The sequence below is a fragment of the Limnobaculum parvum genome (assembly GCF_003096015.2).
Lineage (GTDB): Bacteria > Pseudomonadota > Gammaproteobacteria > Enterobacterales > Enterobacteriaceae > Limnobaculum > Limnobaculum parvum.
Genome location: NZ_CP029185.2, coordinates 1,516,501 through 1,533,858, shown reverse-complemented (window position 1 = coordinate 1,533,858; position 17,358 = coordinate 1,516,501). Strand labels below are relative to the sequence as shown.

At 42.4% G+C, this 17,358-nt stretch carries 16 protein-coding genes; 9 read left to right on the top strand and 7 right to left on the bottom strand.

Annotation, left to right across the window (positions count from 1 at the left end):
* Window positions 1-135 precede the first annotated feature (135 nt).
* Entirely contained in the window at window positions 136-903 is a 768-nt protein-coding gene (locus tag HYN51_RS06165) for a YciC family protein (protein ID WP_108899214.1), read from the top strand.
* Window positions 904-956: 53 nt separating this feature from the next.
* On the opposite strand, the gene HYN51_RS06160 is transcribed toward HYN51_RS06165, so the two are convergent.
* On the bottom strand, window positions 957-2,672 hold the full coding sequence (locus HYN51_RS06160) for a SulP family inorganic anion transporter (protein ID WP_108899213.1): 1,716 nt from the start codon (window positions 2,670-2,672) through the stop codon (window positions 957-959).
* 205 nt (window positions 2,673-2,877) lie between these two features.
* On the opposite strand from HYN51_RS06160, the gene HYN51_RS16300 reads away from it, so the two are divergent.
* The 3 genes from HYN51_RS16300 (at window position 2,878) to yciA (ending at window position 4,357) form a co-directional block, all read left to right on the top strand.
* Window positions 2,878-3,069 carry an NAD(P)-binding domain-containing protein gene (locus HYN51_RS16300; RefSeq protein ID WP_157952994.1) on the top strand — a complete coding sequence of 64 codons (192 nt, stop codon included), beginning with the start codon at window positions 2,878-2,880 and terminating at the stop codon, window positions 3,067-3,069.
* A 137-nt stretch (window positions 3,070-3,206) separates the two neighbouring features.
* The gene (locus HYN51_RS06155) at window positions 3,207-3,770 is read left to right on the top strand and encodes a septation protein A (RefSeq protein ID WP_108899212.1); all 564 of its coding nucleotides are present in this window, start codon (window positions 3,207-3,209) and stop codon (window positions 3,768-3,770) included.
* 167 nt (window positions 3,771-3,937) lie between these two features.
* The gene (yciA, locus tag HYN51_RS06150) at window positions 3,938-4,357 is read left to right on the top strand and encodes an acyl-CoA thioester hydrolase YciA (protein WP_108899211.1); all 420 of its coding nucleotides are present in this window, start codon (window positions 3,938-3,940) and stop codon (window positions 4,355-4,357) included.
* 85 nt (window positions 4,358-4,442) lie between these two features.
* On the opposite strand, the gene HYN51_RS06145 is transcribed toward yciA, so the two are convergent.
* A complete protein-coding gene (locus HYN51_RS06145) occupies window positions 4,443-5,228 on the bottom strand; it encodes a TonB family protein (protein ID WP_108899210.1) in 786 nt (261 codons plus the stop codon).
* 230 nt (window positions 5,229-5,458) lie between these two features.
* On the opposite strand from HYN51_RS06145, the gene HYN51_RS06140 reads away from it, so the two are divergent.
* Window positions 5,459-5,755: a YciI family protein gene (locus tag HYN51_RS06140; protein ID WP_108899209.1), complete on the top strand. Its 297-nt coding sequence runs from the start codon at window positions 5,459-5,461 to the stop codon at window positions 5,753-5,755.
* A 71-nt stretch (window positions 5,756-5,826) separates the two neighbouring features.
* Here the strand turns inward: HYN51_RS06140 and HYN51_RS06135 are convergent, their stop codons facing one another.
* Window positions 5,827-6,006: a YciY family protein gene (locus HYN51_RS06135; RefSeq protein WP_108901981.1), complete on the bottom strand. Its 180-nt coding sequence runs from the start codon at window positions 6,004-6,006 to the stop codon at window positions 5,827-5,829.
* Between the two features lie 190 nt (window positions 6,007-6,196).
* On the opposite strand from HYN51_RS06135, the gene cls reads away from it, so the two are divergent.
* Window positions 6,197-7,657, top strand: a complete 1,461-nt coding sequence (cls, locus tag HYN51_RS06130) for a cardiolipin synthase (protein WP_108899208.1) — start codon at window positions 6,197-6,199, stop codon at window positions 7,655-7,657.
* Between the two features lie 37 nt (window positions 7,658-7,694).
* The gene (locus HYN51_RS06125) at window positions 7,695-8,030 is read left to right on the top strand and encodes an HI1450 family dsDNA-mimic protein (RefSeq protein WP_108899207.1); all 336 of its coding nucleotides are present in this window, start codon (window positions 7,695-7,697) and stop codon (window positions 8,028-8,030) included.
* A 124-nt stretch (window positions 8,031-8,154) separates the two neighbouring features.
* Here HYN51_RS06125 and HYN51_RS06120 read toward each other — a convergent pair whose 3' ends face one another.
* Window positions 8,155-8,802 (bottom strand): YchE family NAAT transporter, encoded by a 648-nt coding sequence (locus tag HYN51_RS06120; protein ID WP_108899206.1) that lies wholly within the window; start codon window positions 8,800-8,802, stop codon window positions 8,155-8,157.
* Window positions 8,803-9,272: 470 nt separating this feature from the next.
* On the opposite strand from HYN51_RS06120, the gene adhE reads away from it, so the two are divergent.
* Together adhE and hns are read left to right on the top strand one after the other, a co-directional pair.
* The gene (gene adhE / locus HYN51_RS06115; protein WP_108899205.1) at window positions 9,273-11,942 is read left to right on the top strand and encodes a bifunctional acetaldehyde-CoA/alcohol dehydrogenase; all 2,670 of its coding nucleotides are present in this window, start codon (window positions 9,273-9,275) and stop codon (window positions 11,940-11,942) included.
* Window positions 11,943-13,122: 1,180 nt separating this feature from the next.
* The gene (gene hns / locus HYN51_RS06110; RefSeq protein WP_108899204.1) at window positions 13,123-13,530 is read left to right on the top strand and encodes a histone-like nucleoid-structuring protein H-NS; all 408 of its coding nucleotides are present in this window, start codon (window positions 13,123-13,125) and stop codon (window positions 13,528-13,530) included.
* Between the two features lie 299 nt (window positions 13,531-13,829).
* On the opposite strand, the gene HYN51_RS06105 is transcribed toward hns, so the two are convergent.
* From HYN51_RS06105 to galU, 3 genes are read right to left on the bottom strand one after another with little or no spacing between them, the layout of a single operon-like run.
* A complete protein-coding gene (locus HYN51_RS06105; RefSeq protein ID WP_108899203.1) occupies window positions 13,830-14,834 on the bottom strand; it encodes an NAD-dependent epimerase in 1,005 nt (334 codons plus the stop codon).
* An 8-nt stretch (window positions 14,835-14,842) separates the two neighbouring features.
* Entirely contained in the window at window positions 14,843-16,186 is a 1,344-nt protein-coding gene (locus tag HYN51_RS06100; protein ID WP_108899202.1) for a UDP-glucose dehydrogenase family protein, read from the bottom strand.
* Between the two features lie 23 nt (window positions 16,187-16,209).
* Window positions 16,210-17,127: a UTP--glucose-1-phosphate uridylyltransferase GalU gene (gene galU, locus HYN51_RS06095; RefSeq protein WP_108899201.1), complete on the bottom strand. Its 918-nt coding sequence runs from the start codon at window positions 17,125-17,127 to the stop codon at window positions 16,210-16,212.
* Between the last annotated feature and the right edge of the window lie 231 nt (window positions 17,128-17,358).

Here is a 17,358-nt window from a genome sequence, read left to right as displayed (position 1 = left end):
CATGACTTAGCGACAACATGATGGCAGCTTAATTTTCTACTGATAACCATCAGCATGGATAATAAAGTTCAAGAGTATGGGTTAACAGGTTACAATCACCACAATAGTCCATATTATCTTTAGACAGGAGACTCCATGCCCATCACGGCCAATTCCCTCTTCCGTGACAGCGTAAATTTCATACGTAACCAATTATCCAGCTTCATTATGCTGGCATTACTGGCGTCATTTATATCTTATGTTTTGCTTCAAGCCATGATGCCGGATACTACGGGTCTTCATCAGATGATCACTGGGTCTGTTGGCTCTTCCGCTATGACGCGTGGAGAAGTGGAACAAATCATTAAAGGGATGTCACATGAACAGCAATTAGCCATTGTTGAAACAGCGGCGCCACTATTTGGCGCTATGGCTCTGAGCTTTTTACTCAGTCAAACACTGCTTATTGCTGGAACAATCACACTGGTTATTCAGGTCTCTCAAGGGCAATCATCGAGTGCCTTAAGAGCAATTGGTTCTTCAATAACTTCATTGCCAATGTTAATCGTTTTACTTGTTATCTCGTCAATGTTAATTACTTTTGGATTATCTTTATACCTACTGCCTGGCCTCTTTTTTGCGTTTGTGTTGGTGTTATCCCCTATTATTATGTTGGAATCTCGTAAGGGTTTAATTTATGCCATTAGCACCAGTTGGGGGATGGCGTTTGCCAATCTGAGAATTGTCCTTCCTATTCTGCTATTTACACTGTCAACTAAATTCATTTTGCTGGTGATCACGATCAATTTATCTGCCGTATCGCCAATGGCTGTCGCACTGTTACTTAGCGCCATCAGCAATCTGGTGACGGCATTTCTGTTTGTCTACCTGTTCCGGCTGTATATGCAGGTTAAACCGACATGAAAATCAATAAAAACCGGTTGTTACCGGTTTTTATATCCTCGACAAATTCATCTTCAGGATGGTTCTTCTGAAGTCTGTACACTTTCTTTACTCTGAATAAATTTAAGCGCCAGATAGAGATCGGGAACTAGCATGATCTCCTCCTCCTTCATTGCCGGTCGATTATCCTTAAACCAGCGGGTCAACTCTGTTCTACGCCCGGCTAATACTAGTTTAATCTGACGTAATTTAAGATCTCGCTTCAGTTCATCAATAGATGCCAGCACACTGATATCGGCATAAGTAAAACTAGCCACCGCATCAATCACCACCCAGCGAGGCTGATATGGCGTACTGTCCACCAAATTTAAGATACGGCGTTTAAAATAGGCTACGTTAAAATAAGTCAGCGGAGAGTTGAATCGGTACATCATTACCCCAGGAACCGCTTTAACCGCTGTCGTATTTCCCAATGAATGGATCATACCATCTTCATTGACGCCAAGTAGTTGCTCTGTTGGCCGAAACACCGTACGTAAAAACTGTAATAGCCCCAACAGTACGGCTAAACCTATTCCCTGAATAACACCGATTAATAACACGCAAACAAAAGTAAAAATCGCCAAACTAAATGCCTGCCGATTACGCCGTCTAAGATTCCATATCCCGCGTAAATCTATCAATGACCACGCCGAATAGACCAGTACTACACCAAGTGCAGAAACTGGAATAAATTGTAATGGCTTAGTCAGAAATAAAACGACCAAAGCAATGACCAACGCCGCAATAATGGAGACCAGTTGGCTCTTTCCACCATTCGCATCATTAACTGCCGTACGGGAATCAGCGCCGCTGATTGCAAACCCTTGCGATACTGCCGACATGATATTCGCAATACCCAACGCTCTGAATTCTGCATCTGCATCAATGTCGTAGCCATTTTTAGCGGCAAAACTACGAGCAGTTAGCATCAGACTAACGAAGCTAATTAGCGCTAAGTTAAGCGCTGGAATAACCAACTCTCGCATCAGGCCCGGTTGAAAATGATTCCAGTTAACCATCGGAAGACCAGAATCAAACCCTGCTGCGCCGATGGTCTCTACGCCATATTGTTGGATATCCGTTCCCCACCCCAATACCGTCGTGACGACAATAGCAATGAGAGGAGCAGGCCACTGCCTACGAAACTTTTTGATCCCGATTAACAACAGCAACGTTAATGCCGAAATACCTAGAGTCGGCAAATGGCTATCCATAATTTGGAATGGTATGGCAATGATTTTTTCTATCAGTTGATTAGCATTAATATGAATACCGAGGATTTTAGCAATCTGCCCTACCATAATGGTGATAGCAACGCCATTCAGTAATCCGGTCAGGATGGGTTGAGAGAGTAAGTCTGCCAATGCTCCCAGCCTGAACTTGCTCGCCAAAATGCACCATCCTCCCATAATCAGGGTCATGATGATGGTTAATTGCCACTGCATCTCACTGTTACCGGCCGCTAATGGCGTAACTACCGCAGCAATAACCGCACAGGTTGTCGCGTCCGGCCCAACAATTAACTGACGAGAAGAACCAAAAAAGGCATAGGCAATCATTGGTAAAATACACGAGTAGAGACCGACAATCGCGCCCACATTGGCCAGCTCTGCATACGCAATGGCTACTGGTAATGCTACCGCGGCTACCGATAATCCGGCTCGGATATCGGCCGTTAGCCAACGTTTATCGTAAGCCAATAAATTCTGTAATCCAGGCATCCATTTTAAAAATACTCGTGAAAACATATTTATCCTCTATTGCCGCTCACTTAATTAGACGCGCTGTGAAGATCACCATAATAATCATACAACATAATGCCTTAGCTGGCGGGGAATAACAGTGTACTTTATTACTTACTCTTCCCGTTTAATAAAACTCTTATACCAATTGGTTATTTTCACCACCGTTCCCCTGAGATGAAAAAGACTAGGTGAGTTTGATGTCAAAATCGTGCGTGATGTCGTCAAAATGGGTTCTGGCAATTCATGGCAGCCAGAAAACCGGACTAAGGCGATGGGTGAAAACAAATTTGATTTTGGGATTCGTAAAGATCTTGTTTTCTGCTTTGATGAGACTGAACGCAATCGGGCTAAACTTCCTTTTGCTAAACAGATTGATGAAGCTTATGCCCTGTTACAGTAACGTAGGCTAGGCCGTTGTGATACCTCTGCCCTAGTCCATATTTTGGACGCTAAAGAGTAATTTGTTACGTTGACGGTAGTGTAAACCTGCCGCCAAATCCGGTATAGTCAGCAGCTTGCTGACCAATGGGAAGAGCTATGAAGCAGTTTCTTGATTTTCTGCCCTTAATTGTATTTTTCACATTTTATAAACTCTACGACATTTTTATTGCCTCTGGTGCCCTGATTGTCGCAACGGCTTTGGCTGTAATCTACAGTCTAATAAAGTATCGTAAAGTAGAAAAAATGATGATCGTGACCTTTGTCATGGTGGTTATTTTTGGTACCTTAACCATCATTTTCCGCTCACCTGACTTTATTAAATGGAAAGTGACCGCTATCTACATCCTGTTTGCGTTGGGATTAGTTTTCAGTCAGTTCGTACTGAAAAAACTACTTATCAAGAGCATGCTAGGTAAAGAGATCACATTGCCTGAACCCGTCTGGTCACGATTAAATATTGCCTGGGCACTATTTTTTCTCGCCTGTGGTCTTCTCAATATCTATGTCGCATTTTGGTTATCCATGGATACTTGGATGAACTTTAAAGTATTCGGGCTGACCGGGCTAACGCTTGTATTTACCCTGCTTAGCGGCCTCTATATCTATCGCCATATTCCAGATGAGCAGAAAAATCCACCGGTCAGTGACAAGAAAGACTAGGTTTCTCCGTCAGCGAATCATGATATAACCCACAGTTAGATACTTATTTTTATCGCTCCCATTGCGTGTGGCACAGGGAGTGGTAAAAATAATATGAGCTATTACATTTAGGCTTAACGGATAAGCCATTATCTTTCACTTATAACAAACACTATCAGAAGCACATTATGAGCAAACAAGATCGTACGCCTCGTGGAGAGTTGGTTCTCCGAACTCTAGCAATGCCCGCAGATACCAATGCCAATGGTGATATCTTTGGTGGCTGGATCATGTCACAAATGGATATTGGCGGCGCTATTCTGGCCAAAGAGCTTGCCCGCGGACGCGTAGTAACGGTTGCCGTCGATGCCATCACGTTCTTAAAGCCTGTCACTGTAGGTGATGTCGTGTGTTGCTATGCACACTGTATGCGTACGGGTCGTAGTTCTATCACGGTGAATATGGAAGTTTGGGTTAAAAAAGTCGCTTCTGAACCTATCGGACAACGCTATTGCGTCACAGAAGCCATCTTTACTTATGTCGCCGTTAACGATCTAGGTACCTCTCGATCGCTGCCAGAGAACAAAAGAAACCTCTCTTTCGATTAATTTTACTCTCTCTGTCATTAATCATTCCAAAATAGAACAGGCCGCAATAGCGGCCTGTTCTATTTATTTAGCATGCCAGTAACCATTAGCGGATTTGTGCCCCACCGTCCATTTTGAAGATAATCGACAGTTTTTTATCTTTAACCACAACTGGCGTATAGCGCCATTTTTTCAATGCATCTTTCACGTCCCGTTCAAACATTCTTGGCGGCGTAGCGGACAAAATACGGACGTTTTCAATACGCCCATCTTCATCAATATCAAACATAATCTCAACCTGCCCCTCAATACGGCGATCGAATGCCTGTTTAGGGTAAGCGGGTTCGACTTGTTTTAATATCTTCGATCCTGTTGCTGGCGCAGCACCACTGACCGAAGATGCCGGGCCGCTGGCTACCGGGCTGGTATTAGGGGTCGAGATTGGCGCTGTTGCCGGTTTTTCTACCTCTGCCTGTTCAGTCCGTTCTTTCACCGGTTCTCTTTTTGGCTTAGGTTCTTTTTGGGGCGGTTTTTTCGGCTCTTCGAGCGGCTTTGGCTTCGGTTTCGGCTTTGGTTTTTCTACTTCAACAGGCTTAGGCTTCTCCACCGGCGGTGGCTCAGGAATAGGTTCTGGTTTAACCTTTTCCGGCTCGGGTTCAGGCTTCGCCGTTGGTTGTTGTGCAGGGGTATTTTCCTCTGCCACTACCGCAGGTGTAGCAAACATGGCAGGATTAACCATCACAACATTCATGGGAGCCGAATCATCTGGTGCGGGAATTTCAACCGGTTCGTTTATCGAGGCGAACACCAACCCACCGATAAACGATGCATGTAGACAGACTGAAAAAGTAAGCGGCCAAGAAAAACGACGCGCCAGAAAGAATTTTTTCAAAAGGAACCACTTCACTGTTCTGGAATGGGGGAATTCTAAATGAAAATGGTAATGAGATTCAATATCAATTTAACATATTGGTATTACAGCGTACACGTTACTCAAGCGATAGTCTGCATATTTTCATTTATCACGCAGGTTATAATATCTATAAGTTGCGGCAATAAATCATGTAATATCATCTTTCTCATCACCCGAAAATTGTGACCATAATATCGAGGAATAATATCGTGTTATATCTGATTTATGCTGAAGATGTACCCGGCTCTTTAGAGCAACGTCTCGCCGCCCGCCCTGCTCACTTAGCACGTTTACAATCGCTAAAGGATGAAGCGCGTTTAATCGTTGCAGGCCCAAATCCTATCGCTGACGGAGAACTCCCCGGAACCGCAGGCTTCTCAGGTTCAGTCATTATTGCTGAGTTTACTACGCTGGCAGAAGCTAAAGCGTGGGCTGATAAAGACCCTTATGTTAATGCTGGTGTCTATCAAAATGTAACGGTAAAACCATTTAAGCGCGTATTCTAGCGCTATCGGGGTTCTCATAAAACGATAACCGGGAACCCCTACCTACATATTAACGGTTCTGTGTTATGTTATTACCAATCGTGGATATTCGCATACAGCAGAGCGCGTTGTTGGCGGCCCAGTTGTTTATCTGTCCTTATGTGATGTATTCGGCTATTTCTGCGAGATTGCCCTTCCAGCCAGCGATGGCGCCGGTGTTGTGCCTGCCGTAACATGCGCCAGCGTGCCACTTCAGTTCTTGATCTGTGCATAATGTCTAAGGTATCTTCAAACAACTAAAGGTGTGTTAATTGTATCGCAGACAATTTTTTCTTTGGGATGAATAAATCAAAAAATAAGTAACAAAATCTACAACACACTTGAAAGAAGTGTTTTACCTTTTCGCGACTCTGCGTAAACTCAACGCTTTATTTTTGAAGCAAACAGGATAACAAATTTCCGATGACCACTTTCTATACCGTATTGAGTTGGTTACTGGTATTAGGTTACTGGTTACTGATAGCGGGTGTTACGCTCCGAGTGCTGATGATACGGCGTTCAGTCCCCTCTGCCATGGCCTGGTTGCTAGTTATCTATATCCTTCCCCTAGTCGGTATTGTGGCCTATCTCCTATTTGGAGAACTTCATCTCGGTAAACGGCGGGCAGAGCGGGCTAAAGAGATGTGGCCATCCACGGCAACTTGGTTAGGCGAATTAAAAAATTGCCAAAGTATCTTTGCCACCCACATTAGTCCAGTGTCCGAACCGTTATTCCAACTTTGTGCCCATCGCCACGGTGTTCCCGCAGTCAGAGGCAATCATCTTCAATTGTTAACCACCAGTGAAAGCACCATAAAATCATTAATCCATGATATTGAGTTAGCTGAACACAGTATTGAGATGGTGTTTTACATCTGGCAAAGCGGTGGTCAGGTAGATAATGTTGCCGAAGCCCTGATGGCGGCGGCTCGTCGGGGGGTACACTGCCGGGTAATGCTTGATTCTGCAGGAAGCATGCATTTTTTCCGCACGCCTTATCCCGAATTAATGAAAAGTGCCGGCATTGAGCTGGTTGAAGCCCTAAAAGTTAATGTGTTGCGTGTATTTCTTCGTCGTATGGATTTACGCCAACATCGGAAGATCGCCATTATTGATAATAATATTGCCTATACTGGCAGTATGAATATGGTTGATCCTCGTTTCTTTAAACAAGGGGCAGGCGTTGGCCAATGGATAGACCTCATGGCTAGGATACAAGGCCCTGCAGCAACCATGCTGGGGCTCATTTACGCCTGTGACTGGGAGATAGAAACCGGTAAACGCCAACTTCCTCAGGCACCGGATACCTCCATGTTGCCTTTTGAAGAAGAAGACGGCCATACGGTACAAGTTATCGCCTCCGGCCCAGGTTTTCCTGAAGAGATGATTCATCAGGCTCTGCTTACCGCCGTTTATTCCGCCAGAAAGCGTTTGATTATGACAACGCCTTATTTGGTTCCCAGCGATGATTTACTGCACGCCATCTGCACTGCTGCTCAAAGAGGCGTTGACGTTAATATTATTGTACCGAAGAAAAATGATTCTTTGATGGTTGGCTGGGCCAGCCGCTCATTCTTTTCTGAACTCCTTGAAGCCGGTGTAAAAATACATCAGTTTGGCGGTGGATTACTCCATACTAAAAGCGTTTTGGTTGACGACCAGCTCAGTTTGGTAGGAACCGTAAATTTAGATATTCGCAGCCTGTGGTTAAATTTTGAAGTGACCGTCACCGTCGATGACCGGACATTTGCTGAAGATTTGGCGTGTGTACAGGAAGACTATATCGCCCGGTCAACGCGACTTAATCCGGAAGAGTGGGCAACCCGCCCTATGTGGAATAGAATAATCGAACGTTTATTTTATTTCTTCAGTCCATTACTATAACAACAACATTTAATGATTCTCTTTAAAGAGCACCCCGATGGATATAGCAGATTTTGATTTAGATAACCGGCTTGATGAAGATGAAACGCTGGATCAGGCTTACGATATTTTTTTAGAACTGGCTTCCGATAATCTGGATCCAGCGGATGTCATTTTGTTCAACCTGCAGTTTGAAGATCGTGGAGCCGCAGAGCTTCACGATCCTTCTGATGAATGGCTTGAACACGTAGACTTTGATTTAAATCCGGATTTCTTCGCCGAAGTTATTATTGGCCTGACGAATGAAGAAGACGAAGTTGATGATATTTTTGCCCGAATCCTTATTAGTCGGGAGAAAAACCATAAGTTCTGTCATATTCTCTGGAAAGAATAGTCGGCTTAATTACGACATTGACATCGTTGATAATAAAAATCCCCGCAAATTGAACTGACCCCAATAACTTGGACAGTTCAAATTAGGCGGGGATTTTTATTATTTATCTTACTGAACGCCGTATCTAAGCCAGTAACCCTGGGAAAGAAACTTTAATTCCCGTGATAATGAACTCGATTCCCAACGACATCAGTAATAACCCCATAATACGGGTTACCACGTTAATTCCGGTTTGTCCTAACAGACGAACTAACAAGGGTGCCGCGCGGAACAATAACCAGCAACAGAACGAAAAGAAGGCAATCGCAACAAAGAAACCTAGGTAATCCATCCAAGTGTTATACCGAGTACTCCAGACGATAGTAGAGCTAATCGCCCCCGGTCCAGCCATTAGCGGAAGCGCTAATGGTACAACGCCAACATTGTCACGAATTGCGGTTTCCGTTTTTTCTTGTTTGTTCTGTTTATCTTCACCCAACTTACCGCTAATCATCGACATGGCGATGGTCACAATAAGAATTCCGCCCGCAATTCGGAAGGAGTCGATTGAAATCCCAAACAGATGCAATATCGCATCACCTAAAAACAGTGAACACCACAATATAATGGCTACAGATAAGTTAGCCGTTAAATTGGTTTTATCTCTGGCCGTCGGCGACTGATAATTCGTCATACTGATGAAGACCGGAAGAATGCCCACCGGATTAACTAATGCAAACATACCAACAAGGAACTTAATGTATCCTGATAAATCCAACATGGCATGGCCCATTGTGGACTCCCTATGTAATAACCGCAGCTCAAACTCAAACGGTGCTTAATGTAATAGAGTTATCTTTTAGGGTCTAGCGCTAAAAACCGGATACAACACCCAGTTATAGAAAAATGCAAAGATATAACCCTAATATAGCAAACTAAAATTATATAAATGTAATGCCCGAACGCTTGATGGATAAAAATGTAACAAAATGGCTTGCTGAAAGGTGTCAGCATGCTTCTTATGTGATGTTCATCACAATATCAATCACTCTGAATAGGTAAGCTGTGTTGCAAGTACCAAACAGATAGATCCTTGAAACACTTTCATTATTTACCGATAAAAATAAATTTAGTTATAACAATAGATTAGCTTAAATTTTTTCAGTAAGTAAATCGTATTGAGACAACAGAGCTTCCACTATACTTGATACCTGCGTCACGACTTACTCACTAAAAAAATTTATCAATCTTAGGAGAGTCACAATGACTGTAAGTAACGCCACTGAACTTAACGCGCTTGTTGCACGAGTGAAAAAAGCTCAACGTGAGTATGCTAATTATACTCAAGAACAAGTCGATAAGATATTCAGAGCAGCCGCCCTAGCGGCAGCAAATGCCCGTATTCCTCTGGCCAAAATGGCGGTTGAAGAATCTGGCATGGGTATTGTGGAAGACAAGGTAATTAAAAACCACTTCGCTTCCGAATATATTTACAACAAATACAAAGATGAGAAAACCTGCGGTATTCTGGAAGAAGATGATACTTTCGGTACGATCACCATTGCTGAACCAACGGGTATTATTTGTGGTATTGTTCCAACCACTAACCCAACATCTACCGCTATTTTTAAAGCACTTATCAGTCTGAAAACCCGTAACGGTATTATCTTTTCGCCACACCCTCGCGCTAAAAACGCCACTAATGAAGCTGCCAATATTGTTCTGCAAGCTGCTATTGAAGCCGGAGCTCCGAAAGATATTATTGGTTGGATTGATGTACCTAGCGTTGAGTTATCGAACCAGTTAATGCATCACCCAGATATCAACCTAATTTTGGCAACCGGCGGGCCGGGTATGGTTAAGGCCGCTTACAGCTCAGGTAAACCTGCAATTGGTGTTGGCGCAGGTAACTCCCCTGTCGTTATCGATGAAACCGCTGATATTAAGCGTGCTGTTGCATCTATCCTGATGTCTAAAACTTTTGACAATGGCGTAATCTGTGCATCTGAACAGTCTGTTATTGTGGTTGATACGATTTATGACACCGTGCGTGAACGTTTTGCCTCTCATGGCGGCTACATGCTAAAAGGCCAGGAGTTGAAAGCCGTCCAGGGTATCATACTAAAAAATGGTGGTATCAACGCCGCTATCGTAGGTCAACCCGCAGTAAAAATTGCAGAAATGGCTGGCTTAACCGTTCCTGCAACGACCAAGGTATTGATTGGCGAAGTAACTCACGTTGATGAGACAGAACCTTTTGCTCACGAAAAACTCTCTCCAATGCTGGCAATGTATCGTGCCAAAAATTTTGAAGATGCCGTAGAGAAAGCCGAAAAGCTGGTTGCTATGGGCGGTATTGGGCATACCTCTGGCCTTTATACCGATCAGGATAATCAGGGTGAACGTATCGCGTACTTCGGCGATAAAATGAAAACAGCCCGTATTCTGATCAATACCCCAACCTCCCAGGGCGGTATCGGTGACCTGTATAACTTTAAACTGGCACCCTCACTGACCTTAGGCTGTGGTTCATGGGGCGGCAACTCGATATCCGAGAACGTGGGACCCAAACATCTTATTAATAAGAAGACTGTGGCTAAGCGAGCAGAAAATATGTTATGGCATAAACTTCCTAAATCAATCTACTTCCGTCGTGGCTCATTACCCATTGCTTTAGAAGAAGTTGCGACTGATGGTGCCAAACGTGCCTTTATCGTTACAGACCGCTTCTTATTCAACAACGGTTATGCCGATCAAATCACCAAGGTACTAAAACAGTATGGTGTTGAAACTGAAGTTTTCTTCGAAGTAGAGGCAGACCCTACCCTAAGCATCGTGCGCAAAGGGGCGGAGCAGATGCACTCCTTCAAACCTGATGTCATCATCGCATTAGGCGGTGGATCTCCAATGGATGCGGCTAAGATCATGTGGGTCATGTACGAGCATCCAGAAACACACTTTGAAGAACTGGCGTTAAGATTTATGGATATTCGTAAACGTATCTATAAATTCCCAAAAATGGGTGTAAAAGCAAAGATGATTGCAATTACCACCACCTCTGGCACAGGTTCAGAAGTAACACCGTTTGCCGTTGTCACTGATGATGCTACCGGTATGAAATACCCATTAGCCGATTATGCATTAACACCTGATATGGCTATTGTGGATGCCAATCTCGTCATGAATATGCCTAAATCATTGTGTGCTTTTGGTGGTTTAGATGCGGTAACCCACGCATTAGAAGCCTACGTATCTGTTCTGGCTAATGAATATACTGATGGTCAGGCTCTACAGGCGCTGAAACTGCTTAAAGAGTATCTGCCCGTTAGCTATAAAGAAGGGGCTAAAAATCCGGTTGCCCGTGAGCGTGTTCATAATGCCGCCACTATTGCCGGTATTGCCTTCGCTAACGCCTTCCTGGGTGTATGCCACTCAATGGCACATAAATTAGGTTCAGAATTCCATCTGCCACACGGCTTGGCTAATGCGTTGTTAATCTGTAACGTTATTCGCTATAACGCAAATGATAACCCAACCAAGCAAACTGCCTTTAGCCAATATGACCGCCCACAGTCTCGGCGTCAGTATGCGGAAATTGCCGACCACTTAGGTTTATCAGCGCCTGGCGATCGTACCGCCGCCAAGATTGAAAAGCTGCTAACTTGGTTAGATGAAATTAAGAAAGAACTGGATATCCCTGCATCGATTCGTGAGGCTGGCGTTCCTGAAGCAGAGTTTCTAGCGAAAATTGATAAGCTGTCTGAAGATGCATTTGACGACCAATGCACCGGGGCAAACCCTCGTTATCCATTAATTTCCGAGCTGAAAACTATTCTGCTGGATACTTACTATGGACGTAACTACGTTGAAGAACAGCAGCAACCGGCTGTTGAAACTAAAGCCAAAGCACCGACCAAAAAAGATAAAAAGTAGCGTTTAGCTATCTCCTTTCATAGCCGCCTTCATTGGGCGGCTTTTTTATATCTGAACCGGCCCCCTTTGGCGCTTAAAACCGCTTATAACTCGTTTAAGGGCTATATAAACGGTATTTACCAACTTCGCTCAACAACTCATCTCTACGCCGTCAAAAATTTCTGATACCAGAATGCCTAATCAAAAGCGTTATCCTTGCCTTATCCTATGACAGTAGGCGTGCTGACGTATGCATAACTTAACCCCGCGCCCAATAGCTCAAACACTATGAATAATATTGAAAAAGTGATCACCAACGCTTAAGTTTAATGGAAATACCTATCGCAGGTTTTAGTTGCCTCAGTTCTAATTAAAACATCTATTGAAAGAATTCGCCCTACCAGCAGGATAGATTCATCAGAGATTATATTGATATACAAAGAACACATTTTTATCAGCGAGATAGCCTCATTACTTTCGGGTAAGTAGTCTGGTGAAATGCTCATACATGCTTATAATTAGCGTTAATTAACCACCATATTTATATGAATTTATTATAATTACCTCTGATTTTTAACGGATAACCACTCACGTTATTTTTGGTATTAAAGTGCTGAATGAAACGCTTGTAGAGTGTAAAAAATCTATTTTTATGCTAATTATTTTTTGAAATTATAATGATTTACTAAAATACCATTTGTTTTCAGACCATAAATATCACTCATCGTTATAAATATATGTGATATGAAATTTACGCTGGTCATCACGCTATGAGGCTCTCTACGCTGCTCTATAGAGCATAACAATAATAAAGTATATAGTTACGCCAGATAAAATAGGACTACAAAAAGTATTTTTAGTAATTGCCTCCAGCCCGTTACAACACATTATTGATGGGGTTTGTCCCGTTAATAGTAAAAAAAACTAACGCAAGAGAACAGTAATAAGCGTCATATAAAAAAATACCTCTATTTAGCGAGACAAATAAACCTATGCTCTGGCTTTTAATGACATATGGCCTGAATTTTTTATAACCACACAAAATGTGTTTTTCATCCTATTAACTCGCAGTTATTGACAATATTTGACTATCGCTTATAAATAAATTAACTTTATTTATGTAATACCCTATTGCAGAATTTAATTTAGCGCTTTATTATTAACCAAAATTTCAATCCATAATTAATTTGAGAACGATACAATGAGCGAAGCATTAAAAGTCCTTAACAACATCCGTACTTTGCGTGCTCAGGCCAGAGAGTGCTCTCTTGAGACTTTAGAAGAAATGTTAGAAAAAATGGAAGTAGTGGTCAAAGAGCGCCGCGAAGAAGATCAAGCAAACCAAGCTGAAATTCAAGAACGTACTCGTAAATTACAACAATATCGTGAAATGTTAATTGCTGACGGTATTGATCCAAATGAATTACTTCAATCTCTTTCTGTAGCAAAAGTTACGGGTAAATCTAAACGTGCTGCACGTCCTGCTAAATATCAATTTATTGATGAAAACGGCGAATTAAAAACCTGGACAGGTCAAGGCCGTACACCAGCCGTTATCAAGAAAGCTATTGAAGAACAAGGTAAATCATTAGATGATTTCCTGATGTAATTTAGTCAGTTCCCTTTGAATAAAGCCTCCATTTTGTGGAGGCTTTATTTTTTTATGCTACTCAATAAATTATTATTTGGATAAAAATTAAAGTTCAAGGAAAGATATATTTAAATTATATTATTTCTATTGTAACTATTAGTTAATGACAATGACATAAACTGAAGAAATATAGTTATATATCAAGAGCGCTGATTTATCCGGTGAATGATTTGAATTACTTAGGATAGTTGACCAAATAAAAAAGAGGAACTGAGTCCCCCTTTTTTTAAAGCATTATGCAGGCTAATAATTCGCTGTCATTGGTAAAAACCTCGATACCAATCAACAAATTTCTGTACTCCATCAATTACTGACGTATGGGGTTTAAAGCCAATAACGTTATACAACGCCGAAGTATCCGCACTGGTTTCCATTACATCCCCAGGTTGTATTGGTAATAAATTCTTTTGCGCTGTTTCCCCCAACGCTTTTTCAATGGCTTCAATATACTCCATCAAACGTACGGGTTCACTATTACCAATATTATAAACGACATAAGGTGCAGAACTGGTCGCAGGAGTACCCGTTTCAACGGTCCATGACGAATTAACGGTTGGAATAACATTTTGCAAACGAATTATTGATTCAACAATATCATCAATATAAGTGAAGTCTCTACGCATATCACCATGGTTATATACGTCAATACTACGCCCTTCTACTATGGCTTTAGTAAATTTAAATAACGCCATATCTGGTCGTCCCCACGGGCCATATACGGTAAAAAAACGTAATCCCGTTGTAGGTAGATTAAACAGATGGGAATAAGTATGAGACATTAGCTCATTCGCTTTCTTTGTTGCGGCATACAGCGAAATTGGATGGTCGACGCTATCATCTGTCGAAAAGGGTAACTTCCGATTTAAACCATAAACAGAACTCGAAGAGGCATAAAGTAAATGTTCAATATTATGGTGGCGACATCCTTCCAGAATATTTAAGTGCCCGGTTAGATTTGCATCGGCATAAGCATGAGGATTGTCTAATGAATAACGTACACCAGCCTGAGCCGCTAAATGTATAACGCGTTGGAAATTTTGCTCAGCAAAAAGCTGAGCTATATTATTCCTATCGGCCACATCCAGTTTAAAGAATTTAAACTGAGGGTGATTTTCAATTAACTCAAGGCGAGCCAACTTCAAATTGACATCATAATAATCATTAAGATTATCGATTCCTACCACGTCATGACCTAGTGCTAATAGTCTCTGACTAACATGAAAACCAATAAACCCTGCCGCTCCCGTAACAAGAAATTTCATTATCAGCCTCAAATAACCGGATTCACCGACGCGCCACGACCAATACCATAATAGGTAAATCCTCGTTGAGCCATACGTTCTGGTTCGTAGAGGTTACGTCCATCAAATATCGCGGCATGCTTCAATGCTGCCTTAATAAGATCAAAGTCAGGCGCCCGGAAGTTTTGCCACTCAGTACAAATAATCAAAGCATCGGCACCCTGTAGCGCAGCCTCTTTAGTACCCATCAATGCCAAATCTGAGCGAGTGCCATAAATACGCTGCGCCTCTTCCATCGCTTCAGGATCGAATGCCTGAACTTTAGCACCCGCTTCCCACAACGATTCCATTAATACCCGACTGGATGATTCACGCATATCATCGGTATTAGGTTTGAAGGATAGCCCCCAAAGCGCAAAGGTACGCCCTTTCAGATCGCCATTAAAATGACGCTGAATAAAGCTGAACAGCTTATGTTTTTGTTTCGCATTAACCGCTTCAACAGCTTGTAATAACAACGGTTGATAGCCAATATGTTCTGCCGTATGAATGAGCGCCTGTACGTCTTTAGGGAAACAGGAACCGCCATAGCCACAACCAGGATAAATAAAGTGGTAGCCAATACGCGAATCAGAACCAATACCCTGACGAACTTTTTCTATATCAGCGCCCAGTAATTCAGCCAGATTAGACATTTCGTTCATAAAACTAATTTTTGTAGCCAACATACAGTTAGCGGCATATTTTGTTAGCTCAGCACTACGAATATCCATAATCACCATTCTGTCGTGATTACGATTGAACGGACCATATAGCTCACGGATCAAATCCAATACTTGGTTATGATCGGTTCCAATAATGATACGCTCTGGCTTCATACAATCGGATACCGCAGCCCCTTCTTTCAGAAACTCCGGATTTGAAACCACATCAAATGGCAAATCAACCTGACGGCGAGCCAGCGTTTCCATCACCACCGATTTAACTTTATCTGCTGTACCAACTGGCACGGTTGATTTATCGATAATGACTTTATAGCCAGTCATATGTTCAGCAATAGTACGCGCTACCGCAGTAACATATTTTAAATCAGCAGAACCATCTTCATCCGGAGGCGTACCTACCGCAATAAACTGAATTTCTCCGTGAGCCACACCGGCTTTCGCGTCAGTGGTAAAAGTTAGTCGCCCTGCATCATAATTCTCTTTCACCAGCGGCGTTAACCCTGGTTCAAAGATAGGAATAACACCTTTCTTAAGATTAGCTACTTTGGTTTCATCGACATCGATACACATAACATCATGACCGACCTCTGCTAGTACGGCAGCCTGCACTAATCCTACATAACCAATACCAAAAACGGTGACTTTCATCTTTTATTATCCAAATAGAGTTATTAACCTTTGCTAGAAATTTGAAGCTGCTGCAACCATGAGCCAAACTCAGCCCCTAACCCTGAATGACGTAAGCCATATTCAACAAACGCCTGCATATATCCCATTTTGTTACCACAATCATGGCTGCGGCCCCGAATATGGTAGGCATCAACAGGCTCTGACTCCATCAACATTGCGATAGCATCTGTCAATTGGATCTCATCACCAGCGCCTGGTGGTATACGGGATAACAGTGGCCAAATATCAGCACTTAATACATAACGCCCAACAATTGACAGGTTAGAAGGTGCCTCAGCAACGCTTGGTTTTTCTACTACTTTAACGATAGGTGCACTTTCACCTGCAGTAAGCCCATAGCCATTGCAGTCAACGATACCATAGGCATTGACCTCATTAATTGGAACAGGTTCAACCATAATCTGACTATGGCTCGTTGTCTCATAACGACTTAACATCTCGCTCAGATTGTCTTTCTTAAGGTTAGATTCATATTCATCAATAATGACATCAGGCAATACCACGGCAAAAGGCTCATCCCCGATGAGAGGGTGGGCACACATAATGGCATGCCCCAACCCTTTAGCTAGCCCCTGACGAACATGCATTATCGTCACATTGCTAGGACAGATAGACTGAACCTCATTCAAGAGTTGACGTTTAACCCGGCGCTCTAACATGGCTTCAAGTTCGAAGCTGGTATCAAAGTGGTTTTCTATGGAATTTTTAGATGAGTGGGTAACCAGCACAATATGGTTAATACCCGCAGCAATACATTCATTAACCACATATTGAATTAGTGGTTTATCTACCAGAGGTAGCATCTCTTTAGGAATTGCTTTGGTTGCAGGCAACATGCGGGTACCCAGTCCGGCAACTGGAATAATTGCTTTTCTTACTCTATGCTGTATAGCTGACATAAATTATGCTCTCACTATTCAAAAAAATATCGTTTATTAATACGATATTCAGTTAGTTAATATAAAATTCGCCACTGCTCATTAATAAAATAGATGAAACTTCAAACATGCAGAAAATCTGGCACATCTAAGGCGTACTATCCTGAACAAATTATGGCAAGAGTATATCAGCTAAGAGAGCATTCTCCGATATCATTCATAGGCCAACCAGATAACAAATTACCAATCGGC

Bases quoted from the DNA above. Each gene is read 5' to 3' on its own strand.
- HYN51_RS06165 (WP_108899214.1), top strand. From the start codon at position 136: ATGCCCATCACGGCCAATTCCCTCTTCCGTGACAGCGTAAATTTCATA.
- HYN51_RS06160 (WP_108899213.1), bottom strand. From the start codon at position 2,672: ATGTTTTCACGAGTATTTTTAAAATGGATGCCTGGATTACAGAATTTA.
- HYN51_RS06155 (WP_108899212.1), top strand. From the start codon at position 3,207: ATGAAGCAGTTTCTTGATTTTCTGCCCTTAATTGTATTTTTCACATTT.
- yciA (WP_108899211.1), top strand. From the start codon at position 3,938: ATGAGCAAACAAGATCGTACGCCTCGTGGAGAGTTGGTTCTCCGAACT.
- HYN51_RS06135 (WP_108901981.1), bottom strand. From the start codon at position 6,006: ATGCACAGATCAAGAACTGAAGTGGCACGCTGGCGCATGTTACGGCAG.
- cls (WP_108899208.1), top strand. From the start codon at position 6,197: ATGACCACTTTCTATACCGTATTGAGTTGGTTACTGGTATTAGGTTAC.
- HYN51_RS06125 (WP_108899207.1), top strand. From the start codon at position 7,695: ATGGATATAGCAGATTTTGATTTAGATAACCGGCTTGATGAAGATGAA.
- HYN51_RS06120 (WP_108899206.1), bottom strand. From the start codon at position 8,802: ATGGGCCATGCCATGTTGGATTTATCAGGATACATTAAGTTCCTTGTT.
- adhE (WP_108899205.1), top strand. From the start codon at position 9,273: ATGACTGTAAGTAACGCCACTGAACTTAACGCGCTTGTTGCACGAGTG.
- hns (WP_108899204.1), top strand. From the start codon at position 13,123: ATGAGCGAAGCATTAAAAGTCCTTAACAACATCCGTACTTTGCGTGCT.
- HYN51_RS06105 (WP_108899203.1), bottom strand. From the start codon at position 14,834: ATGAAATTTCTTGTTACGGGAGCGGCAGGGTTTATTGGTTTTCATGTT.
- HYN51_RS06100 (WP_108899202.1), bottom strand. From the start codon at position 16,186: ATGAAAGTCACCGTTTTTGGTATTGGTTATGTAGGATTAGTGCAGGCT.
- galU (WP_108899201.1), bottom strand. From the start codon at position 17,127: ATGTCAGCTATACAGCATAGAGTAAGAAAAGCAATTATTCCAGTTGCC.